Raw genomic sequence first — 25,027 nt, forward strand, 5'->3', positions numbered from 1 at the left:
CCTACGTGGTGGTGAGCGGCAGGCGCTGCAAGCCCTGGGGCGTGAGGCGCAGCACGCCGGCGCGTGGCGCAGGGGCTTCGAGATCCCAGTCGGTGAGCACGTGGCGCGCGAGGCCGGGGGCGAGTTCGTGGTCGGCGGGCAGGTGCGTGTGGCCGTGGACCAGCGCATCGGCGCGCGCGGCGCGCAGCCATCGAACAGCGGCGGGGCTGTCCACGTCGGCGTAGACCGCCATGCCCGACTGCTTGCGCGCTTCGCTCTCGCTGCGCGCGCTGCGGCCCTGGGCGCGGCGCTCCGCGAGCGGGCGCGCGAGCAACTGCGCCTGCCACTGCGGATTGCGCGCGAGGGCGCGAAAGCGCTGGTATTCCACGTCATTGAGGCACAGCGCGTCACCGTGCGAGAGCATCCAGCGCCTGTCCGCGAACGTGAGTACCGTGGGATCGGCCAGCACCGGGATGCCCGTGCGCTGCGTGAAACCCTCGCCGACGAGGAAATCGCGGTTGCCGTGCATGAAGAAGACAGGCCGCAGCGCGGCGGCCTGCGCGAGCAGCGCGCAGCATTCGCTCTCGAAACTGCCGGGCTCGTCGATCGCATCGTCGCCCACCCAGACCTCGAACAGGTCGCCGAGCAGGAACACCGCGTCGGCGGGTGTCCCGTCGAGGTAGTTCGCGAAGGTGCGCAGCGTGGCGGGGTGGGCGCTCTCCAGATGCAGGTCGGAGAGGAAATCGACCGTGCGCCACCCGGCTGGCGCGGCCAGCTCGGCCATCGGCGGCACGGCCTCGGCCATGGCTTACAGCGCCACGGCCTTGTCGATCACCACGGCGTCGAACGGCACGTCGTCGTGGAAGCCCTTGCGCGTGGTGCGCACCTTCTTGATCGCGTCCACCACGTCCTGGCCCTTGACCACCTTGCCGAACACGGCATAGCCCCAGCCCTGGCCGGAAGGCGCGGTGTGGTTCAGGAAGGCGTTGTCCACCACGTTGATGAAGAACTGGGCCGTGGCGCTGTGCGGATCGCCCGTGCGGGCCATGGCGATGGTGTACTGGTCGTTCTTCAGGCCGTTGGCGGCCTCGTTCTCGATGGGGTCGTCCGTGCCCTTTTGCTTCATGTCGGGCGTGAAGCCGCCGCCCTGGATCATGAAGTTCTTGATGACGCGGTGGAAGATGGTGCCGTCGTAGTGGCCCTTCTTCACGTAGGCGAGGAAGTTCTCGGTGGATTTGGGCGCGTTCACGGCGTCCAGCTCCAGCGTGATGACGCCGGGGGTGGCGGTCTCGGCCACGTTGATGGTGACGTGCAGTTCGACTTGCGGGTTGCTCATGGAGGAAGTCCTTTCGTTTACTTGACCAGCGTTGCGGATTGGATGACGACGGGCGTCGTGGGCACGTTCTGGTGCATGCCCTTGTTCGCCGTGGCCACGGCCTTGATCTTGTCCACCACATCCTTGCCTTCGACCACCTTGCCGAACACGGCGTAGCCGTGGCCGTCGGGGTTGGGGGCGTTGAGCATGTCGTTGTTCTTCACGTTGATGAAGAACTGCGAGGTGGCAGAGTTCGGGTTGCCCGTGCGGGCCATGGCGATGGTGTACTGGTCGTTCTTCAGGCCGTTGGAGGCCTCCAGCGGGATCGGCGCCTTGGTGGGCTTTTGCGCCATGTCGGCGGTGAAGCCGCCGCCCTGGATCATGAAGCCGTCGATCACGCGGTGGAAGACGGTGCCGTCGTAGTGCTTGTCCTGCACGTAGGCCAGGAAGTTCTCCACCGTCTTGGGCGCCTTGGCCGGGTCGAGCTGCACCACGATGTCGCCCATGCTGGTGGCGAGCTTGACCTTGGGTGCGGCACCCTGTGCGCTTGCTACGTTGACCATAGCTGCCAGCGCAAGGCCGGCAAGCGCCAGGGCCGTATTTCTTCTGGAAATCATGCAGAGGCTCCTTGAGAAGTGCGAAAGAAAGGAAGGCGGCCCTGGGGGAAGCAGGGCCGCGGGACCGCGTCAGCGGCCGAGAGCAGGCTGGGGCTTGGCCGCAGGCAGCTCGCGCAGGAGCTTGAGCTTGGGAGCCACGGAGGCACCCACGGCCGGGTCGAGCTGCTGCGCGCGCGCATAGGACTGGATGGCCAGCCGGATGTGGATGTCGCCCAGGTTCTCGTGCGCGGTGGCATAGCCGGGGTTGGCGCGCACGGCCATCTCCAGCGCGGCGCGGGCCTTCTCCAGCTGGTTCTGGCCGGCGTAGAGCACGGCCAGGTTGTTGTAGGGCTCGGGCAGCTCGGGGTATTGCTCGGTGAGCTGCACGAAGCTGTCGATGGCCTCGGCCTGCTGGCCCGCATCGGCCTGCGCCACGCCGCGCAGGAAGCGCAGCTGCGGGTCGCGCGGGTTGGCGGCGATGCGCGGCTCCAGCTGGGCCAGCGCCTCGCGCGGCTTGCCCTGCTTGATGAGCTGGGAGATGCCGGCGTACTCGTCGGCATGCGCCCAGCCGGCTCCCGCCAGGGCGGCCACGGCCAACAGGCGCAGCAGGCGGTGGACAAGGGGTCGGGCGGGTGTCATGGAGAGGGAAAAAGAGGGGTGGGAAGGCCTGCGCCAGAGGGCGCGGCGCGGGCTTATACTGCGGCGCATTGTAGCCGAGGGGGTGTGCGCAGCCGCCGCCCCCGGTGGCGCCGGCCCGCTGCCGTGCGGCGCCCGGTTCGCCCACCCCGAGAAGAAACCCATGAGCTTGCGTATCTACAACACGCTGACGCGTGCATTGGAGGAGTTTTCCCCGCTCGAGCCGGGCCATGTCCGCATGTACGTGTGCGGCATGACCGTCTACGACCTGTGCCACCTGGGCCATGCGCGCTCGATGATCGCCTTCGACGTGGTGCAGCGCTGGCTGCGCGCGTCGGGCCTGGCCGTGACCTACGTACGCAACATCACCGACATCGACGACAAGATCATCCGCCGCGCCGTGGAGAACGGCGAGAGCATCCGCAGCCTGACGGACCGCATGATCGAAGCGCTGCACCAGGACGCCGACGCCCTGGGCATCGAGCGCCCCACGCACGAGCCGCGCGCCACCGAGTACGTGCCGCAGATGCTCGCGATGATCGGCACGCTGCAAGGCAAGGGCCTGGCCTACCAGGCCGCCAACGGCGACGTGAACTACGCCGTGCGGCGCTTTCCCGGCTACGGCAAGCTGTCGGGCAAGTCGCTCGACGAGCTGCAGGCGGGCGAGCGCGTGGCCGTGCAGGACGGTAAGGCCGACCCGCTGGATTTCGTGCTCTGGAAGAGCGCCAAGCCGGATGAGCCGGCCGAGGTGAAGTGGCCCAGCCCCTATGGCGAGGGCCGTCCGGGCTGGCACATCGAATGCTCGGCCATGGGCTGCGAGATGCTCGGAGAGAGCTTCGACATCCACGGCGGCGGGGCGGACCTGCAGTTTCCGCACCACGAGAACGAAATCGCCCAGAGCGAGGGCGCCACGGGCAAGCCCTTCGCGCAGGTGTGGATGCACAACGGCTTCATCAACGTGGACAACGAGAAGATGTCCAAGTCGCTGGGCAACTTCTTCACCATCCGCGACGTGCTCAAGGAATACGACGCGGAAACGGTGCGCTTCTTCGTCGTGCGCAGCCATTACCGCAGCCCGCTGAACTACAGCGACGTGCACCTGGACGACGCCCGCGCCGCGCTCAAGCGCCTCTACACCGCGCTCAGCCTGGTGGCGCCCGCCGTGGTGGACGTCGATTGGACCGAGCCCCATGCCGCGCGCTTCAAGGCGGCCATGGACGAGGACTTCGGCACGCCCGAGGCCGTTGCCGTGCTGTTCGACCTGGCCGGCGAGGTGAACCGCAGCAAGTCGCCCGAGGCCGCAGGGCTGCTCAAGGCGCTGGGCGGGTACCTGGGCCTGCTGCAGGACGATCCGCAGGCGTTCCTGAAGGCGGGTGCGGCGCTCGACGAATCCGCCATTCAGGCCCAGATCGCCGCGCGCGCGGCTGCCAAGGCCGCCAAGGACTTCGCGCAAGCCGACCGCATCCGAGCCGCGCTGCTGGCCCAGGGCATCGTGCTCAAGGACGCGCCCACGGGCACCACCTGGGAGGCGGCGCAGTGAATAACGCATTTGCAGTCGAATTGGCTTGCAGCGCAGGCGGGGTAAGCGGTGGCAGCTATTAAAAAGATAGTGAACGAGGCGCCGCAGCTCACGCCGCCGGCCTACTGGGACGACGCGTGCAAGCACCTCGTCAAGAAGGACCGCGTGATGCGCCGCCTGATCCCCGATCTGGGCGACGTGGCGCTGGCCCAGCGCGGCGACGCCTTCACCACGCTGGCGCGCAGCATCGTGGGCCAGCAGGTGTCGGTGGCGTCCGCGCAGCGCGTATGGGACCAGTTCGCCGCGCTGCCGCGCAGCATGACGCCGCGCAACGTGCTCAAGCTCAAGGTGGACGACATGCGCGCGGCCGGCCTGTCGGCGCGCAAGGTGGACTATTTGGTCGACCTGGCGCTGCACTTCGACAGCGGCCGCCTGCACGTCAAGCAGTGGGACGCGATGGACGACGAGGCCATCGTGGCCGAACTGGTGGCCATCCGCGGCATCGGCCGCTGGACGGCGGACATGTTCCTGATCTTCCACCTGGCGCGCCCCAACGTGCTTCCGCTGGACGACGCCACCTTGATCCAGGGCATCAGCCAGCACTACTTTTCGGGCGATCCTGTGAGCCGCAGCGATGCCCGCGAGGTGGCGGAGGCGTGGAAACCCTGGTGCAGCGTGGCGAGTTGGTATATTTGGCGATCGCTCGCGCCCCTGCCGGTGGACTACTGATCCACCGCCCTGCAGCAGCAGCGAACGACGACGGGCCGGACGAGCCCGAGGAGAAAACATCTTGGCGAAAAAGACCTTTCTGGATTTCGAGCAGCCCATCGCGGAGCTGGAATCCAAAATCGAAGAACTGCGCTATGTGCAGAACGAGAGCGCGGTGGACATCTCCGAGGAGATCGACCAGCTCAGCAAGAAGAGCCACCAGCTTACCAAGGACATCTACAGCGACCTGTCGCCCTGGCAGATCACGAAAATCGCCCGCCATCCCGAGCGTCCGTACACCATGGACTATGTGCGGGAGATCTTCACGGATTTCGTCGAGATGCACGGCGACCGGCACTTCGCCGACGACCAGTCCATCGTCGGCGGCCTCGCGCGCTTCAACGGCCACGCCTGCATGGTGATCGGCCAGCAGAAGGGCCGCGACACCAAGGAGCGCGCCGTGCGCAACTTCGGCATGAGCAAGCCCGAGGGCTACCGCAAGGCTCTGCGCCTCATGAAGACGGCCGAGAAATTCAAGCTGCCCGTGTTCACCTTTGTCGACACGCCCGGCGCGTACCCCGGCATCGACGCGGAGGAGCGCGGCCAGTCCGAGGCCATCGGCCGCAACATCTACGAAATGGCCCAGCTCGAAGTGCCCATCATCACCACGGTGATCGGCGAGGGCGGCTCGGGCGGCGCGCTGGCCATCAGCGTGGCCGACCAGGTCATCATGCTGCAGTATTCGATCTACTCGGTCATCAGCCCCGAGGGCTGTGCTTCCATCCTCTGGAAGACCAGCGACAACGCTAGGGATGCCGCCGACGCCATGGGCATCACGGCGCACCGCCTCAAGGCCCTGGGCCTGGTGGACAAGATCGTCAACGAGCCCGTGGGCGGCGCGCACCGCGACCACAAGCAGATGGCCGCCTTCCTCAAGCGCGCGCTGGGCGATGCCCACCGCCAGCTGGCCGACCTCAAGGCCCGGGAATTGCTGGAGCGCCGCTACGAGCGCCTGCAAAGCTACGGCCGCTTCACCGACACCAAGGCCGACAGCCGCTGACCCCGCCGGGGCAGGGTTCCCGACCATCGCCTTGCCCTGTATCAAGATGTAGGATGATTTCCTCGCGGCCGTGGAACGCGCTGCGCATGGAAGGAGTCCTGCATGTCACTTGGGAAAACCCTCCGGGGCCAGATCCTGCTGCTGTCGCTGGCCTGCCTGGTGGCGGCGCTGGCGGCCCTCACTGCGGCCAACTACGCATCGGTGCGCTCGCATGCCTATGCGTCGCTCGCGGCGAACGCCCGGGCCTTGGCGCACAGCCACATCGAAACCCTGCGTGACTGGGCCAAGGCCAAGGCCTCCATCGTGGAGGCCGCCGGCGCGGCCCTGGACGAGGCGGACCAGCCCAGGCCGCTGCTCATGCTGGCCAAGGCGGGCGGATTCGTCACCACGTACATCGCCCATGCGGACAAGCGCATGGCTTTCTCCACGCCCCAGAACCTGCCGGCCGACTACGACCCCACCTCGCGCCCCTGGTACCGGCAGGCGGCGCAGGCCAGCGCGGCTGCCATCACGCCGCCCTATGCCGACGCGGGCGGCAACGGCCTGGTGGTGACCTTCGCCCGCGCGGTGCGCGAGGGCAGCGCCATCCGGGCCGTGCTGGCGGGGGATGTCTCGCTGGCCTCGGTGATCGCCAACGTCACGTCCATCAAACCCACGCCGTCGAGCTTCGCCTTCCTTGTGGACGGCAGCGGCGCCATCATCGCCCACCCGGATGCCAAGCTCGCGCTCAAGCCCGCGACGGAGATCGCGCCCACGCTCAGAGCGCAGGGCCTGGCCGCCATGGCGCAGGGAGGCGAGCTGCAGGCCCTCGACCTGCAGGGCCATGCCGTGCTGCTCAGCGTTTCGGCGGTGGCCGACACGCCGTGGCTGTTGGCCATCGCGCTCGACCGGCGCGAGGCGCTGGCTTCCATCGCCGGCATGCTGCAGGCGTCGGTGTGGGCGAGCATCGCCGTGCTGGCCATCGCCACGGCCGTGCTGGCCGCTGTTTTGGCGCGGCGCCTGCGGCGCCTGACGCTGGTGCGCGACGCCATGCACGAGATCGGCGAGGGCGACGGCGACCTGTCGCGGCGCATCGACGCGCACGGACAGGACGAGCTGGCGCAGATCGCCGGCAGCTTCAACAACTTCGCGGGCAAGCTCGCGGGCGTGCTGGCACAGATCCGCGACGCCAGCCACTCGGTGCGCCTGGCTTCCGAGGAGATCGCCACGGGCAACCAGGACCTGTCGAGCCGCACCGAGCTCACGGCGTCGAGCCTGCAGGAGACCGCAGCGTCCATGCAGCAGCTCACAGAAACCGTGCGCCATACCGCGGACGCGGCACGCCAGGCCAACCAGCTCGTCGCGCAGGCCTCCGGCGTGGCGCGGCACGGTGGGGAGGTGGTGGGCAACGTGGTCAGCACCATGGAGCAGATCCATGCCGCATCGCGCAAGATCAACGACATCATCGGCGTGATCGACGGCATCGCGTTCCAGACCAACATTCTGGCGCTCAACGCGGCCGTCGAGGCCGCGCGCGCGGGCGAGCAGGGCAGGGGCTTTGCCGTGGTGGCGGGCGAGGTGCGCAGCCTCGCGGGCCGCTCGGCCGAGGCCGCGCGCGAGATCAAGGCGCTGATCGGCTCGTCGGTGGAGCAGGTGGAGAGCGGCTCGCGCCTGGTCAACGATGCGGGTACGACCATGGCCGACATCGTGCAGTCCGTGCAGCGCGTGACCGACATCATGGCCGAGATCACCGCCGCCACCACCGAGCAGAGCACCAGCATCGGCGAAGTGGGGCAGGCGGTGGACCATCTCGACCAGATGACCCAGCAGAACGCTGCCTTGGTCGAGGAAAGCGCTGCCGCGGCGGCCAGCCTCAAGGACCAGTCGGTGCGCCTGTCGGAGGTGGTGGGCACCTTCCGCCTGCACGACGACCGCCAGCCCGCGCGCCTGCCCGCACCGGCGCATTGAACGGGGCGGCCGATAATCGGCCGCCATGACCATCCTGCAGCCGAGACCTGCGTGACGCTGGCGTTCGACGCGGCGATCCGCCGCTTCGCTCCCCGCCTTCCCCTGGCCGTGGGCCTGAGCGGCGGTGCGGATTCCACGGCGCTGCTGCTGGCCTGCGCCGAGCGCTGGCCCGGGCAGGTGCATGCCTTCCACGTGCACCACGGGCTGCAGGCCGCGGCGGACGGGTTCGAGCAGCATTGCGCGGCCTTGTGTGCGCGCCTGGGCGTGCCGCTGGCCGTGCGGCGCGTGGATGCCCGGCATGCCCCGGGCCAAAGCCCCGAGGACGCCGCGCGCCAGGCGCGCTACAAGTCTTTTGAGGCCCTGGCGCTTGATGGACAAGCGCTAGTAGCTATCAAAGACATAGCGATCGCACAGCATGCGGACGACCAGGTGGAAACCTTGCTGCTGGCCCTGTCGCGGGGCGCGGGCATCCCTGGCCTGGCGGCCATGCCCGCGCGCTGGGAGCGGGGCGGCATCGCCTGGCACAGGCCCTTGCTGCGCGTGGCCGGCGCCGACATCCGCGCATGGCTGCAGGCGCGCGGCGAGCGCTGGGTGGAAGACCCGAGCAATGCCGACGAGCGCTACACGCGCAACCGCATCCGCAGGCAACTGCTGCCCGCGCTGCAGCAGGCCTTCCCGGAGTTCCGCGACACCTTCGCGCGCAGTTGCGGCCATGCCGCGCAGGCCAGCGAACTGCTGCAGGAATTGGCCGAGACCGACTTGGCCGCCGTGGGCCAGCCTCCCCGCATCGCCGCGCTGCGGGCCCTGAGCCGCGCGCGCCAGGCCAATGTGCTGCGCCACTGGCTGCGCACCGTGCATGGCACCACGCCCACAGCCGCGCAATTGGGCGAATTGCTCGACCAGATCGCCGCCTGCACCACGCGCGGGCACCGCATCCGCATCAAGGTGGGGCGCGGCCACGTGGTGCGCGAGAACGAGTCGCTCGGTTGGTACAATCAGCAGGTTTTGGACCTCATTTCCGCACGGGGCGACGGCGCGCCAAAACCGCATGACTTTTAGCGCCGTGAACCGATGCCCCCGTCACTGCAAGATATTCCATGGCACTGATCGTTCATAAATACGGCGGCACCTCGATGGGCTCCACGGAGCGCATCCGCAATGTCGCCAAGCGCGTGGCCAAGTGGGCGCGGGCGGGCCACCAGATGGTGGTGGTGCCCAGCGCCATGAGCGGCGAAACCAACCGCCTGCTGGGGCTGGCCAAGGAACTCGCCCCGTCGAAGGCCGCCTCGGCCTACCACCGCGAGCTCGACATGCTGGCCGCCACGGGCGAACAGGCCTCCTCGGCGCTGCTGGCCATCGCGCTGCAGTCCGAAGGGGTGCCGGCCGTGAGCTATGCCGGCTGGCAGGTGCCGGTGCGCACCGACAGCAGCTATACCAAGGCGCGCATCGAATCCATCGACGACAAGCGCGTGCGTGCCGACCTGGACGCGGGCCGGGTGGTCATCATCACCGGCTTCCAGGGCATCGACGGCGATGGTCACGTCACCACGCTGGGCCGGGGTGGTTCCGACACCTCGGCCGTCGCCATCGCCGCGGCGATGAAGGCCAGCGAATGCCTGATCTACACCGACGTGGACGGCGTCTACACCACCGACCCGCGCGTCGTGCCCGAGGCACGCCGTCTGGCGACCTTGAGCTTCGAGGAAATGCTGGAGATGGCGAGCCTGGGCAGCAAGGTGCTGCAGATCCGCTCGGTGGAGTTCGCCGGCAAGTACAAGGTGCCGCTGCGCGTGCTCTCCAGCTTCACGTCCTGGGACATCGACATCAACGAGGAAGCCAAGTCCGGCACCCTGATCACCTTTGAGGAAGACGCACAAATGGAACAAGCCGTCGTATCCGGCATCGCATTCACCCGCGACGAAGCCAAGATCTCCGTGCTCGGCGTGCCCGACACGCCCGGCATCGCCTACCAGATCCTGGGCGCGGTGGCTGACGCGAACATCGACGTGGACGTGATCATCCAGAACATGAGCAAGGACGGCAAGACCGACTTCAGCTTCACCGTCAGCCGCAACGACTATCAGCGCACCATCGAACTGCTCAAGGACAAAGTGCTGCCCAAGCTGGGCGCCGAGAGTGTGGTGGGCGACGACAAGATCGCCAAGGTGAGCATCGTGGGCATTGGCATGCGCAGCCACGTCGGCGTGGCCAGCAAGATGTTCCGCGCGCTGAGCGAAGAAGGCATCAACATCAAGATGATCTCCACGTCCGAGATCAAGACGTCGGTCGTGATCGACGAGAAGTACGTCGAGCTGGCCGTGCGCACCCTGCACAAGGCGTTCGAACTGGACCAGCAAGCTGCCTGAATCTGCTGGAGCGGCCTGAAAATCAGGCTACAATAGCGGGATTGGAAACGTGACCGAGTGGCCGAAGGTGCTCCCCTGCTAAGGGAGTATGGGGTGTAGAGCCTCATCGAGGGTTCGAATCCCTCCGTTTCCGCCATAGGGCTTTTAAAATCAACAGCTTAGCTAATTTTTTGGGATTTGTCCCACATAAAAGCCCACAAAAAGCAGAAGCTGCAGTCCCATAGGATCGCAGCTTTTTTGCTTTTGTTCCGTCATTTCTTAGGCTTAGATGAGGCAGCTAGGATTAGAGTTAGAGCCTTTCTGCCCAGGCATCCTTATCTGTATACGCTTGCAGTAAACGAGGCCTCAGCCTAACCGGGGCCAGACGGCGCCGGCAGTTGGTGCGCTTGCTGGTCAGCGAGCGCCAACGTAAACACGTGTCGCATCCGCAGGTCGTGCAGGATATTGCGGAACTGATGGATGTGCTGGTGAAGCAACTGAAGATGCTGGATCGAAGGATTGCGGAGCACCTGGCTCAATACCAGTCCGATCTGGCCGCATTGCTTAAGAGCGTCAAGGGGGGGGGGGGCGGCGACGGCGGCAACGCTGATTTCCGAGCTGCCGGAACTTGACTAGCTCGAGGCCAAGCAGATCTGCGCGCTGGTGGGTGTTGCGCCGATGAACCGGGACTCGGGCCAGGCGCGCGGCAAACGCATCATTTGCGGCGGACGGGCCACGGTCAGGAGTGCGTTGTACATGGCCGCCATGGCCGCCATCGTCGCCATGCGCCACAACGCCGTGATACGGCGATGCTACGAGCGCCTGCTGGCGGCTGGAAAGCCGAAGAAGGTGGCTATCGTGGCTTGCATGCGCAAGCTGCTGGTCATCATGAATGCGATGGTCAGAACCGGGCGGCCATGGAATGATCACCTGGCACAGTCCTGAAAGTGGCGGGTTCAGACGGCGTGGCTGTCTGCGCGGAAGGTGTCAGAGCCTGTGGCCCTTGGCGTCCACCACCGCCTCGCCGTCTTCTTTGCTGAACGCGCCACGCTGCGGCTGTGGCAGGATGTCCAGCACGGCCTCGGACGGCCGGCACAGGCGCGTGCCCAGTGGCGTGACCACGATGGGCCGGTTGATGAGGATGGGGTGCTGGAGCATGAAGTCGATCAGTTGTTTGTCGTTCCACTTCTCGTCAGCCAGGCCGAGTTCCGCGTAGGGCGTTCCCTTCTCGCGCAGGACGGCGCGAACGGGCACGTCCATGGCGGCGATCAGCGCCGTGAGCGTGCTGCGGTCGGGCGGCGTCTTGAGGTACTCGATGACCGTGGGCTCTTCGCCGCTGTTGCGGATCATGGCGAGCACGTTGCGCGATGTGCCGCAGGCGGGGTTGTGGTAGATCGTAATGGTGCTCATGGGCATGTCCTGGCGGTTATCGGGAGGATAGGGTCGGGCTGCACTCGTACCAGCCGCGCGAGCGATTGACCACGCGCACCACCAGCAGCATCACCGGCACCTCGATCAGCACACCAACCACCGTGGCCAGAGCTGCGCCGGACTGGAAGCCGAACAGGCTAATGGCGGCGGCCACGGCCAGCTCGAAGAAGTTGGACGCGCCGATCAGCGCCGAGGGGCAAGCGATGTTGTGTTTCTCACCCAGCCGGCGATTGAGCCAGTAGGCCAGACCGGAGTTGAAGAACACCTGGATCAGGATGGGCACGGCCAGCATGGCGATCACCAACGGCTGCTGCAGGATGGCCTGCCCCTGGAAGGCGAACAGCAGCACCAGCGTGAGCAGCAGCGCCGCCATGGACAGCGGGGCTATGCGCGACAGCGCGGCATCGAAGGCGGCCTGTCCCCGGCGCAGCAGCGCGCGGCGCCAGAGCTGGGCCAAGACGACCGGCACGACGATGTAGAGTGCCACTGACACCAGCAGCGTGTCCCACGGCACCGTGATGGCCGACAGGCCCAGCAGCAAGCCGACGATGGGCGCGAAGGCGAACACCATGATGGTGTCGTTCAAGGCGACTTGCGACAGCGTGAACACCGGATCGCCGCCCGTCAGCCGGCTCCAGACGAAGACCATGGCCGTGCAGGGCGCGGCGGCCAGCAGGATCAGGCCGGCGACGTAGCTGTCGAGCTGGTCGGCGGGCAGCCACTGGGCGAAGACCTGGCGGATGAAGATCCATGCCAGCAGCGCCATCGAGAACGGCTTGACCGCCCAGTTCACGAATAGCGTCACGCCGATGCCGCGCCAATGCTGCCCCACCTGGCCCAGCGCGCCGAAGTCCACCTTGAGCAGCATCGGGATCACCATCACCCAGATCAGCAGGCCCACGGGCAGGTTGACCTGGGCGACCTCCATGCGGCCGATGGCCTGGAACACGCCGGGCGCGAGCTGGCCCAGGGCAATGCCGGCGACGATGCACAGCAGCACCCAAACGGTCAGGAAGCGCTCGAAGACGCTCATGGAGGAGACGGCCGGCGCGCGGCCGGCCGTTGTGGCTTGGGTCATGGGCAGCTCGCGTTAGCAGCAGGAAGAACGGGAGGGCCCGAGCAGCACGCCGGGGCGACCGCGGGCGCGGCTTGCTGCGCTTCGTTGAAGACCGGGATATTGCCCAGCGTGTGGAAATGCTCCCAGGCCACGCCCTGCGGGTCGGTGACCCAGTGCTTCTCGCTGCGCGCGTAGCAGCAGGTCGTGGTGCCTTCATCCAGCAGCGCCATGTCGGCCGCTTCGGCGCGGGCCTTCAGCGCCGCCAATTCCTCGGCATCGTCGGTCTGGATGCCCAGGTGGTCGATGCCCGGCTTGCTGCCGCGCGTGGAGATGGCGAAGTTCACCGGCGGGTCTTCAAGCATCCACTTTGCGTAATCGGCTTCGATGCGGGCCGGCTGCGCGGCGAAGAGCTGGGAGTAGAAGCTGATGCTGCGGTTCAGGTCATCGACGTGTAGGTGGACGTGGAAGCGTTTCATGGAAGCCTTTCAGCAGGAAGTGCAGGAGGGAGATGCGGACGCAATGACCTCGCAGGTGCCGCCCTGGCAGCAGTGTTCGGTCAGGTAGCCGAGCAGCCCGTTCATCTGGGAGAAGTCGGCGCGGTAGATCAGATTGCGGCCCTGCTGTTCGACCGTGACGAGGCTGGCATGGGCCAGTTCCTTCAGGTGGAAGGACAGCGCGTTGCGGGCCACGTCAAGCTCGTCGGCCAGCACGCTGGGCGTCAATCCTTCGGGGCCGGCAACAACCAGGGCGCGGAACACGCGCAGTCGCTGGGCATGGGCCAAGGCACCGAGGGCGGAAACAGCTTGGTTTTCATTCATTATTCAATAATACAACAATCATTGAATAATTGTGGAAAGGCCATTCCGACCAGGCCCGTTCGCTTGAAAACGCTTGACTTGCAAGACAGTTACTCACACTGACTACATCAGCTCCAACGCGGTGCTGCGTCTCCGACTCGGGGAAGGACGATGCCTGTATTTGGCTAGTTCAAAAGGGGGCATGATTTCTGGCTCCTCCTCGAAATGCAGTGCTATTTGCACGCGCGCTATTGGTGGGCAACACAACTCGCTGGCCGTCACAGCGGCCTGATTGGCATGGTCAGATGCTGTGCGTTTTTAGCTTCGTCGTGATCGTGCAGCGTCGTTATGGGTGCCCTGCCATGTCCAGTGGACACTTGCGCAAGAGTCGTACTAGGGTATGTCATCAATCAACCCTGAGAAAGTGACGGGGTTACTGCCACTTACGCGAGCCACACCATGGATGCGGCCAGATGGATGGCCCCCAAGAAGTTACGAGCCGTCTTGTCGTAACGCGTGGCAATGGCTCGGTACTGCTTCAGACGCGCAAAGAAGTTCTCGATCAGATGCCGGGCCTTGTAGAGGTCTCGGTCATATTCGCGCGGCTTCTTGTTGGTCACCCGTGAAGGAATCACCACCGCCTTGCCCTTGCTCAGCAACGGCTCGATCAGCCGAGCATGGGCGTCGTAGGCCTTGTCGGCAAGGATGGTCTGGGCAGGTGTGTCCTTGAGCAGGACATCGGCGCCCTTGAGGTCATGCGCTTGCCCAGGTGTGAGGAGAAATCCTGTCGGATTGCCCAGCGCATCGACCGTGGCATGGATCTTGGTGCTCAGGCCGCCTTTGCTGCGCCCGAGAGCCTGCTTGTCCGGATCCCCCTTTTGCGCCAGCGCTGTGCTGATGGGCGCGCACGATAGTGGCGTCGATCATCGCGTACTCGTTGTCCGCATCCTGTGCCAAGACATCGAACACCCGCTGCCATGCGCCGCTTTGGCTCCAGCGTGAGTGACGGGTGTGCACCACGCGGAAATCACCAAAGCGCGCGGGCAGATCCCGCCAGGGAATTCCTGCTCGGTATCGGTACAGCACTGCATCTACGAATAGCCGGTTGTCTTTTGCCGTCGCTCCGGGCTGCCCAGCCTGGCCGGGCAAGAAGTCCTTGATGCGCTCCCATTGCCCATCACTGAGGACATATCTTTTACTCATGGCCGCTACGTGGCGCTGGGGCTGTGAATTTCAACTGAAGGGACTTTGATTGATGACACGCCCTAGTACGGCGTCAGTAGGCCAAGCCCATGCCGGCCAGCCTAGGAGGCGCGCTGGTCATCTTTAGCCATCCAGACAACGGCTCCAGGCAGCACGTAGCGAAGGCTGAAGATCCGCTACAAGCTCTTCACCAAAAGGATGCTATTGCGGCGTCGATAACGCCCGACGGTCCAGGTCGGCCGAATAGACCAGCGCAGGAATGACCATACCGCCCAGCGCCATCAGAATGAATGCGCAAAACGCCGATGACAAGCGGAACAGGCAAATGTCAGAACGCGTGGTAACTATGGACGAGCGGCGAATTGGCCCTGCCTAACAGCTACGACGATGAGCAGCGCGACCGCTGCTGGTTCCGATGTGCAGAAATCGCTAGAGGGACGAGTGCGCTCCAACCAGGAATGGGGGCATGTGATGAGTTCTCCCGCTTGGTCTTCAAATATTGCTTGGTAGCCCGACCTGCGCGTTGAATTATTCCCTCCAGCATGTAGTAACACCTGCACAGCCTTTTCATAGGAGAAGTGGTGCCGAAATATTGCCTTCTCTAAATTAAGATTATTCAATTCAATTATTTTCCTTGTTAATTAATATTCATTAATGTATGAAAATAATTTCAAATCATGTTGAATCTGATGTTTGCTAATGATTTTTTTCATCTAAAAGAAATTTTCTCCTCTCTGTGATCTCGGTGAGGTAATGCTTGTGCTTTGCTTCTGAGTTTATTATGACATCAATAACTTCTGCCTGTGTTAAATCATACTCTTTGGATAAGGCCTTGAGCTTGGATATGGTTTTATTTGAGAGTAGTAAATTGCATTGTTTTTTGTCCTTTTCTTTTTCTCTTCGTTGCTGCTGATTCCATATTTTCCGAAAGCTTGAGCTAAAAAGCTCCTTGCTATGGTGATGTCTAAGTCTTGGATCATCCAGAATTGATAGCAATTCGTCGTAGTTTTCTGGTTTTTGATAATAGGTGGTGATATCTGGGGATTTTCCATTTAGCCATTTCCAAAAAGAATCTATCTTGTCTTGTGTGTTTTCTTTTTCTATCCAGGAAAAATGTTGATCATGGGAGCTGTATCCTTCCCAAATGCTTTTCAATATATTGTTTTGCATTACGAGGAGTGACGGATGATGGAATGTGGATGCCCAATAATCGAAAGCGGCTACGCTTAAATCTCTTCTTTGAAGGTGAAAAGGGAAGTTAATGGGAGCTGTTGTCGGCGGTAACATCCCGGTTGTTATTTTTGAATTTATGTCTTCATTGATTCTTTGTGTGATCCATTTGGTTTGCCGCTGGCTGTCTTTAATCCAGTTAAGATTTTCTATTGGAATGACTCGATGGAGCAATTTGTATTCTATTTCTTGTTTGATTTCCGGATGATTTGATAAGCAACTCTCTATTAATTCTTTTGAGCTATCTTTCATTTCTCGCACGTTTATGGAGATGAATTGTTGATCTAATTGAGCGAGCGAGAGCCAGATGAATGATTCGGCACGTCGAGATCGGTTGATGCTGTCAAGTATTGGAAAGGAACGGGCGTGCTGATCATGAACTGCCATATTTATTTCCTGAGTTAATTCAGAGTCAAAAAAGAAATATTTTAGACGAAAATTATGAGGGTTCTAGAAGCATTCTTGAAGTAAGGAAGTTCTTCTTTCGCGGTGTCAAAGGGCGGTATCCCATGATACACATGCTTTTCTGCTGTGGATAGCTCAATGGTACGACGAGCGCTCCTCCGGGGAGAAGTGGACATTCTGCAGAGTGTATGTTGAGAGTGCGAATGTCACTGGTCCGATCTGATATAGATGGGTGAAATTTACTTGTGAAGTGAATGCTTTGTACGAACCACATGAGTTACAAAGCATGAAAATACTAAGACTGCCTGAAGTGATTTCTCGAACAGGCTTGCCTAGATCGACGCTGTACTTGTACATAAAACAGAATCAATTCCCTAAACAAGTTAAGATAGGAGTTAGATCCGTAGGCTGGATCAGAACGGAAGTGGAAGAGTGGTTGTTTCAAAGAAAAGAACAACGGGATGCTTGTTAAATTTCCTATTTTTATAGAGCGATTTTTCCCTTGATTTAAGGTGTTTTCTTGGGAGATCTGCAGCTTATCACCCTTGAGTATGGGGTTGCTTGCTGTGTTTATAAATAGGTATTGGTAGTATTAATTAATAATTAATATTAATTAATATTAATTGAATGACTGGGGATGAGTGCTAAGTAGGTGCTGGTGTCTTGCGATTTGATTATTTTTGAGGTGACTATGAAATGCGAGAATATTTCTCTAAATAAAAATCATCATCTTTATGTGGGAAGGCAATATGAGTCGCTACCATTGATAAGTGGGAGTCAGCCAATGATAAGGGAGTATCTGGAAGTTCTCAGTCGCGTCGTTGAAAACGCGATGGCGGAATATTGTAGGGTGTTTGCATTTAGATTTGATCTTCATATGCCTAAGGGCATCGAGGCTTGCTCTGTCGACTGGAATAATTCAATGATTTCTAGATTTTTGAACTCCTTGAAAGCTAAGATTAGGCACAATAGGAAGGCTGCTGAATATGATGGATCTGTTGTTCATCAAACCAGAGTTAGATATTTTTGGGTGAGGGAGGTGGGTGATCTAGGGCGGGTGCATTACCATTTTGTAGTTTTGCTGAATGGAAATGCTTTCAATTGGCTTGGCTTGTACCAATTGGGTAGAGAGAATATGGTCAACCGCATCTGGGAGGCTTGGGCCAGTGCACTGCATGAAACAGTGGAATGCGCAATGATGCTGGTGCACTTTCCCGTGAACCCTACATACAACCTTTTTCGCAGCGACCCTGCAACGATTGCAGCATTCTTTCAGCGTGCGAGTTATCTGTGCAAAGCCAGGACCAAACAGTATGGTTTAGGTCACCATGGCTATGGTGCGAGTCGAGGTTGATTGAAAGTATTTGAAAGGCGATTTAACGCAGTTAGAGAATTTGATTCAAACAAATTTCAGTCATATATCCCATTCATGAGTCTGTTGCAGTCCGCCGTCTCCTACGCGCACTGCAGCAGCTCCTTTCCCTCTTTCAAAGGAGTCCTCATGATCCCAGTGTCTTCTTCCCCTTTAGAAAACCTCGCGGCCTTCGGGCTCACCTTCATCGTCGGGGTCTTGGCGGCCTTGTCGCTGACCACCTACTACCGGCGTGTCAAAGGCGACGCATCCGCCTATCGTTGCCGCTATCCCCCGGAGCCGAACCCCCCGCCGATGGACGCCACGGGCGCCTGCGCTGCCCAAGCGCCCCAGCGGGGAGCCGCGCCATCGTGACCTCGCACCCCCGCGGCTGGGACCTGCATGCCCCCCACGGCATGGAGGATGACGAGCCCGGCGATGGATATGCATGCGCCGGGGCAGGACAGAGCCTTCAGCCCGGCACCTGCCATCCCCCGTGCTGCAGCCATTGCCGCTCCACGCGCGTGCAGCGCCGCGAACTGGCAGGGCGCGCCAGTGCCTTGCTCGGCCTGCTCGCCGGCGGGCTGGGCGGGAGCGTCAAGGCGATAGAGACCATGCGGCAGTACGCACCCGATATCGACAATGCCCAGGTGCGGTGGATCGCGCTGCTGTCCGCGGCCCTGCTGGGCGCGCTGGCGGGCGCGACCACTGGCTGCGGCATCGGCGCGGCCTTGGGCGAGCGCATCGATACCCATGTATGGCCGCGCTATCGCTGTCTCCAATGCGGCGGGACCTTCACCGCCTGATCCCCCGCACGCCACCTTTCTTCATCTTTGAACGAGCCAGCCAGCGCGCCTTCCGCGGTGCGCTGGCTTTTTTGTTTGCTTTCTTCCAAGGACTCTTTCCATGTCCCACCTCATCGACACCATGGCCTACACCGGCCAAACCCCCTGGCACCAGCTGGGCCACGCCCTGCCCAAGCGCCAATCCATCGACGTCTGGGCCCAGGCCGCCGGCATGCACTGGCAGATCCAGGAAACCCCCGTGCGCTACCTCGCCACGGAGCATGGTGGCGCAGGCGCTTCCTCCCTGTACGGCGAGGCCCTCGAATTCCCCGAGCAAAAGGTCCTCTACCGCAGTGACACCCAGGCCCCCCTGTCCGTGGTCAGCCAGCGCTACAAGGTCGTGCAGCCGCGCCAAGTGCTGGAGTTCTACCGCGACCTCTCCGAAGTCGCCGGGTTCGAGCTGGAGACCGCCGGCGTGCTCAAGGCCGGGCGGCGCTTCTGGGCCCTGGCGCGCACCGGCAAATCCACCGCCCTCAAGGGCAACGACCTGGTGCACGGCTACCTGCTGCTGGCCACCTCGTGCGACGGCACCCTCGCCACCATGGCCATCCCCACCAGCGTGCGCGTGGTCTGCAACAACACCCTGGCCGTCGCCCTGCAAGGCGCCAACCAGGCCGGCGCCGTCCGGGTGCCGCACTCCACGCGCTTTGACGCCCAGGCCGTCAAACGGCAGCTGGGCATCGCCGTCGGCCAGTGGGACAGCTTCATGTACCGCATGAAGACCCTGGCCGAGCGCAAGGTCAAGACCCACGAGGCCATGAACTACTTGCTCAAGGTGATCTGCCAGAGCGAGCAGCCCGGCGAAGGCACCGGCCTGGCCAACGAACGCGCCCTCAAGAAAGTCCAGGCCCTCTACGAAGGCCACGGCCGCGGCGCCGAGCTGCAGGCGGCCAAAGGCACCGCCTGGGGACTGCTGAGCGCCATCACCGAGTACGTCGACCACGAGAAACAGGCCCGCAGCCAGGACAACCGCCTGGACAGCGCCTGGTTCGGCCAGGGCGCGGCCATCAAGCAGCGCGCCCTCGACCACGCGCTGCAGCTGGTGGCCTGAGCTGCGGCGCTTCGGCGCCTTCCATTCCTTCCCAACTCTCGCACGCGCTGCGGATCTTCCCCTCAGAGGGGAGGGTCCGCGTGCCTGTGCGCCTCTATTGCAGGAGAACCCCATGTCCACCCCCGACCCCCATCCCCCATCCATTCCCCGCCCACGCCCCGCACTGCGCCTGGTCTCCACCCGCACCATGGAGCGTGGCGACTGGCTGCGCCTGCGCCGCGAAGGCATCGGCAGCTCGGATGCCGCCGCCGCCGTGGGCCTGAACCCCTACCAGTCCCCGCTGGAGCTGTGGATGCACAAGAGCGGCCGGGCCGAGATGCTGCCCCCCGATCCCGAAGACCCCAGCGGCCCCACCTACTGGGGCGCCGTCCTGGAGCCCATCGTCGCCGCCCACTACACCCGCACCACGGGCCACAAGGTGCGCCGCGTCAACGCCGTGCTGCAGCACCCCCGGGTGCCCTGGATGCGCGCCAACATCGACCGCGAGGTCGTCGGCACGCAGGACGTCCAGATCCTCGAATGCAAGACCACCGGGATGAACGGCATGCGCCTGTGGCGCGAGGGCGTGCCGCACTACGTGCAACTGCAGGTCATGCACCAGCTGGCCGTCACCGGCAAGCAGGCCGCCGACGTGGCCGTGCTGGTGTGCGGCCAGGAACTGCGGATTCACCGCATCGAGCGCGACGAGGCCCTCATCGCCCGGCTCATCGCGCTGGAGGAACGGTTCTGGGACCATGTGCAATCCGACACCCCGCCCCCGGCGGACGCCTCGGACAGCAGCGCCCAGGCCCTGCGCAGCCTGTACCCGCAGGACGCGGGCGACACCGTCGACCTCTCGCAGGACGAAGCCAGCAGCCAGGCCTTCGCCCAACTGCTGCAGGTGCGCGAACTGCTCGCCGGCTGGCAAGCCCAGGAAGCCCTGCTCAAGCACCAGATCCAGCAACGCATGGGCACCGCTTCCCATGCACGCCTGGCGGGCGGATCGGTGAGCTGGAAACGCGCCCAGGCCCGCCAGGAGTTCGACGCGGCCCGCTTCATCCAGGACCACCCGGACACCGCTGCCGCGTACCTCGCCAGCAAACCCGGCACCCGCCGCTTCCTCGTGCACACCGATGGGTAGGAGCGGGCAGAGCGGCCCATCGCAGGAATCCTTACCGATCCCCGCGGTGCATTCCTCTCCCACACCCACCTCACCCACCTCACGGCCCCTCCCATCGCGGGAGGGGCTTTTTACTTTGGAGAACACCATGATCAAAGGACTGATGCTCACACCCCCGTGGTGGGGCGCATCTCGATTGGCCGCACCGTCGAGCGTCAAGGCCGGCGCCTGCCGGAAAAAGACGACGAATTCACGCTCACCACCCAGGTGCAGACCCGAAGCGGTTGGGCCTTGCACCCCCTGGATGGCGTATTGCGCGCAGAGCTGCAGGAGCGCGCCTTGATGGCCACCGGCATCGAGGTCAAGGAGCTGCCCGGCACCGCCGATGCAAAGTCTCGCGCTCGTAAGAAAGAAACCGCTCCAACCCAGGCAGCCCAGGAAACCGCACCGCCAACGGCTGCCGCACCCCATGCCCACACCAAGCTGCGCAGCATTCCCGTGCGCCTGCTGTTCAACGACCCCGGCCTGAACCTGCGCGCGAGCTACACGCTGTTCGACCGGGCCACGGCCCGGCCCCTGTGCGTGGGCGACGGCCAGCACTGCAAGCGGGTGACGCACACCGGCGTGGAAAGCCTGCCCTGTCCCGGGCCGGACCACTGCGCGCTGGGCATCGAGGGCGGCTGCAAGCTGTTTGGGCGCTTCAACGTGCGCATCGACCATGCGGCCAACCAGGGTGACGCGCTGAGCACCTTCGTGCTGCGCACCACCAGCGTGAACACCGTGCGCACGCTCATGGCGCGCATGCGCTACCTGCATGCGCTCTCTGGCGGGCTGCTGGCCTTCCTGCCGCTGGAGCTGCGCCTGCGGGGCAAGTCCACGGCGCAGTCGCACCGCGCGCCGATCTACTACGTGGACCTGGGGCTGCGCGCGCAGATGCCGCTGGGCCTGGCCGTAGTGCAGGCGCGCGAGGAGCGCGAGCAGGCACGGGCGGGCGGGCTGGACCTCGAGGCGCTGGAGCGCGCTGCGCGCGAGGGCTATGCGCTGGGGCTGTTCGAGGAGACCGGTGAGGACGCCTCGGCGGTGGTGCAGGAGTTCTATGGGCAGGGGAAGGACGCGCAAGCGGGGGCGCAAATGGAGCAGGGGGAGCAGGGCGGCAGCGCCCCGCAGATCCCAGGGGAGCCGCAGCGCTCGGAGCTGGCGGCGCGGCTCGAGGAACGCATGCGCCGCGCGCAGATCCCGCCCCTGGCTTCTCCACCCGAAGGCGAGCGCCATGGCTGAGGCAGCACGGTACGAATCCGCAGGACTGGTGCACCGCTTCATGCCAGGGCTACGCTTCGATGGGCTGTGGCGGTATGCCGTGCGCGAGAGCGAAAGCACTCTGCGCTGGGACGAACTGCCGCTCGAGTCGGAGGTATCGCGCGCATCCGGGGACCCGGAAGGCGCCTGGTGGTGCGTGCGCCGGTGCGTGGCAGTGCTGGGCCAGCGGGCCTGGCGCCTGGTGCGCCCGCCGCAGGCGCTGCAGCGCTGTCCGTCCATCGCGCAGGTGGAGAGGGTGCTGCAGGCCATGCTGCCAGGTTGGGACCTGGGGGCAGAGCAGGGCAGGGGCCCGGCATCGATGAACGCCATCATCCGAGCCTTGGAGCAGGGCGGTTGCGCGCTGGTGCGGCTGGTGCTGCAAAGCCCCCGGCGACAGGGCGTGTGCTGGGCCTGGGTCGTGGGGGTGGAGATGCGGGCCCGGGCGCCGGTGCAGGCCCATGAGCGTGCGCTGCTGGTGGTGGGAGCGCCATGGCATGCGCCCTGGGGCTGTGGCTATGGGGCGCGGCTGATGCCCGGCGAGCACGGGGCCTGGGTGGTGCGCAGCACCGAGGGGCAATGCGTGGCCTGCGAGGCCGTGGAGGTGGTGGTGCTCGAGCCGGCGCCTTGATGGACAGACGGATCCCGTGCGTGCATGTGCATGCGCGGGATCCGTCGTGTTGTGGGGGAGGTTTTTTTGCGAAGAGCAGCTCAGAGATCAAGTGAAATAAGGGTTTGGCGCTATCCTATTTGCATTTACACCCATGGAAAGTCGATGAGTATCTACCAAGAATTGCTGGAGCAAAAGAAAGCCCTGGACCAACAGATTGCCACGGCGCGCAAGGCCGAGGCCAAGCAGGCGTTGGAATCCATCCATGCGCTGATCGCGGAGTTCGGGTTCACCTCGCAGCAGGTGTTTCCGTGGAAATCGCAGGTCAAGAAGGTGGTGGCCAAGTACCAGGATCCGGAGACAGGGGCGACTTGGAGTGGAAGAGGGAAGGCGCCGAAGTGGATTGAGGGGAAAGAGCGGGCGCGGTTCTTGGTTCAGAGCAGTGCATGAGATAGCTGCCTACCAGCACGGGGAACGGTTTTGTCTGCGTCATGCTGGACTTAGATACGCGAAGTTGGCGCCTGAGCCTTTGCTGTTCCTCAGCTAATCATGCAGTATGGGCGTTTCCCGCCATCCATGTTTTGAGAATACCCCATCGATGAAGGCCACAACGAAGCGGGTGCAGGCTGAGCGCGTTGCGAACTGGTCCCGATTCCACGCAACCTTCGACGCGGCCGAATTGATAAAAACTATCCCACTGACATTTCCTGGCAACTACCATCGCCGCCAACCAACAATTAGTCAGCGCCGCCTCTCAGTGGAGAGGGTGGGATCAGACTCAAGCTAGTACTTCTGGCCACATCAGCGATGGCAGCAATGCCAATCCATACCGCTGCGCATTGCTTCGTCGGAACAGATACCTGAAGGAGAGACATGCTTCCGCACTTTTTCGTCACCCACCGCGCGCGAAGTGCCTACGCGATGGCAACGGTGACGATAGCCGCGTTTGCTGCAGGCCTGCCGCTCCCGGCCTTCGCCTCGCCGGGCTGCAGGGCGGTCCACGGTGTCTCCGGCAATCTCAATGCGACGAACGACAGGCTGCTGCCTTTCGGCTACTTCAACGCAGGCGACCGTATCTCGGTCAACTTCTCGGGACCGGCCAGCGGCGCCTTCAAGTTCAGCCTTATCGGCGAGAACGAACAGGACGAGCGCACGTCCACTCCCGGCACCGTGGCGGTGGATGTGTCCAGTTCGCAGGGGCTGATCTATGCCGTGGACCTCTACCTCTCGCCCGGGGCCTCGGCCAGCCTGGCCTACCAGGTGTCCTGCGACTCCGCACTGCCTCAGCTGGCCCAGGTCTCCCCGGCTTCGGGCTCAGGCGGCATGGTCACGCTCACGGGCACGGGCTTTTACGGCACCACTGCCGTGCGCTTCGGTTCGCTGCCTGCCCCGTCCTTCATCGTGGACAATGCTGGCCGCATCATGGCCAAGACGCCGCCGGGCGTCGGCACGCAGACCGTCACGGTCACCACCGATGCGGGCACCACCTCCAACCCCGTCACCTACAGTTTCCAGGTGCCTACCATCGCCCTTGGCCCCACCACGCTGGCCGACGGCACCTACCAGAGCGGCTACAGCCGGCAACTGCAGGCCAGCGGCGGCACCGGCCCCTATGCCTACGCCGTCACCGCAGGCCAGCTTCCCACCGGCCTCCTGCTGAACCCAGTCACGGGCATTATCTCTGGCACGCCCAACGCGGCAGGCGATTCCAATTTCACGATCACCGCCACAGACGACATCGGCTACACGGGCAGCCAGCCCTACAGTATGACCATCCAGCGGGCAGCGCAGACGCTGGCATTTTCCAGCACGCCTCCCGCCGCGGCCATCGTGGGGGGAGCGCCCTATGTGCCCACGGTCAGTGCCGGGGCATCCGGCCAGCCCGTGGTGCTGTACATCGATGCGGCCGCCAACGCGGTATGCCGGTTGCAGGGCGGGGGCATTGCCTTCACGGGCGCAGGCACCTGCATCATCAACATCAACCAGGCCGGCTCGGCCAACTACGCCCCGGCCCAGGCCCAGCAAAGCTTTGCTGTGGGCAAGGTCAGCACCCAGACCACGCTGGCCGCTTCCACGGCTACCGCGGTGGCGGGCCAGCAGGTGGTCTTTACCGCCAACGTGGCGCCGGCCGGTCCGAACATGGGTGGCGTGGTGGCCTTCATGAATGGAGCGACGGCCCTGCCCGGCTGCGATGCGGTCCCTTTGGTCACCGGACAGGCGCAATGCACTGCTTTTGTGACCCCGGGATCGCACTCCATCGTGGCCATGTACGGCGGCGATGCGAATAACTTGGCAAGCCAGAGTCAGCCGTCGGCAGTCATTGTGAGCGCACCCGCCCCGGTGCCTTCACTCCAATCATGGACCACGGCGCTGTTGGCATTGCTCATGGCAACGGCAGCCGCTCGGGTTGGACGGCGTCGCGTACGGATGGTCGATGACCAGGTCGCTTGCGCGGAAGTTATGGGCGTGAATGAGGGGTGCGCTCGTGAGCAAAGCGGCTGCGGCGGTGAGCGCCATGGCGCGGCGCGTAAAATGGCGAGGTGACATGGA

At 63.6% G+C, this 25,027-nt stretch carries 26 protein-coding genes, 1 tRNA gene and 2 pseudogenes; 19 read left to right on the plus strand and 10 right to left on the minus strand.

The features are described 5' to 3' along the window. Position 1: 1 nt before the first annotated feature. The 4 genes from AAG689_RS08720 to AAG689_RS08735 form a co-directional block, all read right to left on the minus strand. On the minus strand, positions 2-784 hold the full coding sequence (locus AAG689_RS08720; protein WP_406625605.1) for a UDP-2,3-diacylglucosamine diphosphatase: 783 nt from the start codon (positions 782-784) through the stop codon (positions 2-4). 3 nt (positions 785-787) lie between these two features. Next, a complete protein-coding gene (locus tag AAG689_RS08725) occupies positions 788-1,315 on the minus strand; it encodes a peptidylprolyl isomerase (RefSeq protein ID WP_020228349.1) in 528 nt (175 codons plus the stop codon). Between the two features lie 17 nt (positions 1,316-1,332). Then, the gene (locus AAG689_RS08730) at positions 1,333-1,911 is read right to left on the minus strand and encodes a peptidylprolyl isomerase (RefSeq protein ID WP_406625606.1); all 579 of its coding nucleotides are present in this window, start codon (positions 1,909-1,911) and stop codon (positions 1,333-1,335) included. A gap of 69 nt (positions 1,912-1,980) precedes the next feature. Continuing rightward, positions 1,981-2,529, minus strand: coding sequence for a tetratricopeptide repeat protein (locus tag AAG689_RS08735; RefSeq protein WP_406625607.1), 549 nt, complete (start codon positions 2,527-2,529; stop codon positions 1,981-1,983). A 160-nt stretch (positions 2,530-2,689) separates the two neighbouring features. Between AAG689_RS08735 and cysS the strand changes: the two genes are divergently transcribed. The 10 genes and pseudogenes from cysS to AAG689_RS08785 all read left to right on the plus strand — a co-directional run bounded on the left by cysS (position 2,690) and on the right by AAG689_RS08785 (position 11,050). Next, positions 2,690-4,066, plus strand: a complete 1,377-nt coding sequence (cysS, locus tag AAG689_RS08740; protein WP_406625608.1) for a cysteine--tRNA ligase — start codon at positions 2,690-2,692, stop codon at positions 4,064-4,066. 48 nt (positions 4,067-4,114) lie between these two features. Continuing rightward, on the plus strand, positions 4,115-4,774 hold the full coding sequence (locus AAG689_RS08745; RefSeq protein WP_406625609.1) for a DNA-3-methyladenine glycosylase family protein: 660 nt from the start codon (positions 4,115-4,117) through the stop codon (positions 4,772-4,774). Positions 4,775-4,835: 61 nt separating this feature from the next. After that, positions 4,836-5,813: an acetyl-CoA carboxylase carboxyltransferase subunit alpha gene (locus AAG689_RS08750; RefSeq protein ID WP_020228354.1), complete on the plus strand. Its 978-nt coding sequence runs from the start codon at positions 4,836-4,838 to the stop codon at positions 5,811-5,813. Between the two features lie 102 nt (positions 5,814-5,915). After that, positions 5,916-7,760: a methyl-accepting chemotaxis protein gene (locus tag AAG689_RS08755; RefSeq protein WP_406625610.1), complete on the plus strand. Its 1,845-nt coding sequence runs from the start codon at positions 5,916-5,918 to the stop codon at positions 7,758-7,760. Positions 7,761-7,811: 51 nt separating this feature from the next. After that, positions 7,812-8,819 carry a tRNA lysidine(34) synthetase TilS gene (tilS, locus tag AAG689_RS08760; protein WP_406625611.1) on the plus strand — a complete coding sequence of 336 codons (1,008 nt, stop codon included), beginning with the start codon at positions 7,812-7,814 and terminating at the stop codon, positions 8,817-8,819. Positions 8,820-8,857: 38 nt separating this feature from the next. Further along, positions 8,858-10,126 (plus strand): aspartate kinase, encoded by a 1,269-nt coding sequence (locus tag AAG689_RS08765; RefSeq protein ID WP_406625612.1) that lies wholly within the window; start codon positions 8,858-8,860, stop codon positions 10,124-10,126. A 43-nt stretch (positions 10,127-10,169) separates the two neighbouring features. Then, positions 10,170-10,262, plus strand: a tRNA-Ser gene (locus AAG689_RS08770). A gap of 244 nt (positions 10,263-10,506) precedes the next feature. Next, positions 10,507-10,737 carry a hypothetical protein gene (locus AAG689_RS08775; protein ID WP_406625613.1) on the plus strand — a complete coding sequence of 77 codons (231 nt, stop codon included), beginning with the start codon at positions 10,507-10,509 and terminating at the stop codon, positions 10,735-10,737. Between the two features lie 46 nt (positions 10,738-10,783). After that, a pseudogene (locus AAG689_RS08780) lies at positions 10,784-10,858 on the plus strand (hypothetical protein); the annotation flags it as partial. Positions 10,859-10,870: 12 nt separating this feature from the next. Beyond that, entirely contained in the window at positions 10,871-11,050 is a 180-nt protein-coding gene (locus AAG689_RS08785; RefSeq protein WP_406626410.1) for a hypothetical protein, read from the plus strand. A 42-nt stretch (positions 11,051-11,092) separates the two neighbouring features. On the opposite strand, the gene arsC is transcribed toward AAG689_RS08785, so the two are convergent. The 6 genes from arsC to AAG689_RS08815 form a co-directional block, all read right to left on the minus strand. Further along, positions 11,093-11,515: an arsenate reductase (glutaredoxin) gene (arsC, locus tag AAG689_RS08790; protein WP_406624589.1), complete on the minus strand. Its 423-nt coding sequence runs from the start codon at positions 11,513-11,515 to the stop codon at positions 11,093-11,095. A gap of 16 nt (positions 11,516-11,531) precedes the next feature. Continuing rightward, on the minus strand, positions 11,532-12,614 hold the full coding sequence (gene arsB / locus AAG689_RS08795; RefSeq protein ID WP_406624590.1) for an ACR3 family arsenite efflux transporter: 1,083 nt from the start codon (positions 12,612-12,614) through the stop codon (positions 11,532-11,534). Further along, positions 12,611-13,069, minus strand: a complete 459-nt coding sequence (locus AAG689_RS08800; protein WP_406624591.1) for an ArsI/CadI family heavy metal resistance metalloenzyme — start codon at positions 13,067-13,069, stop codon at positions 12,611-12,613. The genes arsB and AAG689_RS08800 overlap by 4 nt, the downstream gene beginning before the upstream one ends. Positions 13,070-13,078: 9 nt before the next feature. Further along, on the minus strand, positions 13,079-13,411 hold the full coding sequence (locus tag AAG689_RS08805; protein WP_406624592.1) for an ArsR/SmtB family transcription factor: 333 nt from the start codon (positions 13,409-13,411) through the stop codon (positions 13,079-13,081). Positions 13,412-13,833: 422 nt separating this feature from the next. Next, positions 13,834-14,593, minus strand: a protein-coding gene (locus AAG689_RS08810) for an IS5 family transposase (RefSeq protein ID WP_406622915.1) whose coding sequence is annotated in 2 segments (ribosomal slippage) — positions 13,834-14,251 and positions 14,250-14,593 — 762 coding nt in all. Because the reading frame shifts where the segments join, the coding sequence is not laid out codon by codon here. A 696-nt stretch (positions 14,594-15,289) separates the two neighbouring features. Further along, positions 15,290-16,210 carry a hypothetical protein gene (locus AAG689_RS08815; protein WP_406625614.1) on the minus strand — a complete coding sequence of 307 codons (921 nt, stop codon included), beginning with the start codon at positions 16,208-16,210 and terminating at the stop codon, positions 15,290-15,292. A 304-nt stretch (positions 16,211-16,514) separates the two neighbouring features. On the opposite strand from AAG689_RS08815, the gene AAG689_RS08820 reads away from it, so the two are divergent. The 9 genes and pseudogenes from AAG689_RS08820 (at position 16,515) to AAG689_RS08860 (ending at position 25,021) form a co-directional block, all read left to right on the plus strand. Next, entirely contained in the window at positions 16,515-16,700 is a 186-nt protein-coding gene (locus AAG689_RS08820) for a helix-turn-helix transcriptional regulator (RefSeq protein WP_406626312.1), read from the plus strand. Positions 16,701-16,919: 219 nt separating this feature from the next. Further along, entirely contained in the window at positions 16,920-17,582 is a 663-nt protein-coding gene (locus AAG689_RS08825) for an inovirus Gp2 family protein (RefSeq protein WP_406625615.1), read from the plus strand. A gap of 521 nt (positions 17,583-18,103) precedes the next feature. After that, positions 18,104-18,385: a hypothetical protein gene (locus AAG689_RS08830; RefSeq protein ID WP_406625616.1), complete on the plus strand. Its 282-nt coding sequence runs from the start codon at positions 18,104-18,106 to the stop codon at positions 18,383-18,385. Between the two features lie 100 nt (positions 18,386-18,485). Then, entirely contained in the window at positions 18,486-19,475 is a 990-nt protein-coding gene (locus tag AAG689_RS08835) for a DUF932 domain-containing protein (protein WP_406625617.1), read from the plus strand. A 112-nt stretch (positions 19,476-19,587) separates the two neighbouring features. Further along, positions 19,588-20,595, plus strand: a complete 1,008-nt coding sequence (locus AAG689_RS08840) for a YqaJ viral recombinase family protein (protein WP_406625618.1) — start codon at positions 19,588-19,590, stop codon at positions 20,593-20,595. 127 nt (positions 20,596-20,722) lie between these two features. After that, positions 20,723-21,852: pseudogene (locus AAG689_RS08845) on the plus strand (phage capsid protein). Beyond that, complete coding sequence (locus tag AAG689_RS08850) at positions 21,845-22,498, plus strand: hypothetical protein (RefSeq protein WP_406625619.1); 654 nt, start codon at positions 21,845-21,847, stop codon at positions 22,496-22,498. The pseudogene AAG689_RS08845 and the gene AAG689_RS08850 overlap by 8 nt, the downstream one beginning before the upstream one ends. 144 nt (positions 22,499-22,642) lie before the next feature. Next, positions 22,643-22,927 (plus strand): H-NS family nucleoid-associated regulatory protein, encoded by a 285-nt coding sequence (locus tag AAG689_RS08855; RefSeq protein WP_406625620.1) that lies wholly within the window; start codon positions 22,643-22,645, stop codon positions 22,925-22,927. Between the two features lie 423 nt (positions 22,928-23,350). After that, positions 23,351-25,021 (plus strand): putative Ig domain-containing protein, encoded by a 1,671-nt coding sequence (locus AAG689_RS08860; RefSeq protein WP_406625621.1) that lies wholly within the window; start codon positions 23,351-23,353, stop codon positions 25,019-25,021. The last annotated feature ends 6 nt before the right edge of the window (positions 25,022-25,027 follow it).

Origin of the sequence: Acidovorax sp. SDU_ACID1 (genome assembly GCF_045291395.1) — a bacterium.
Lineage (GTDB): Bacteria > Pseudomonadota > Gammaproteobacteria > Burkholderiales > Burkholderiaceae_C > MR-S7.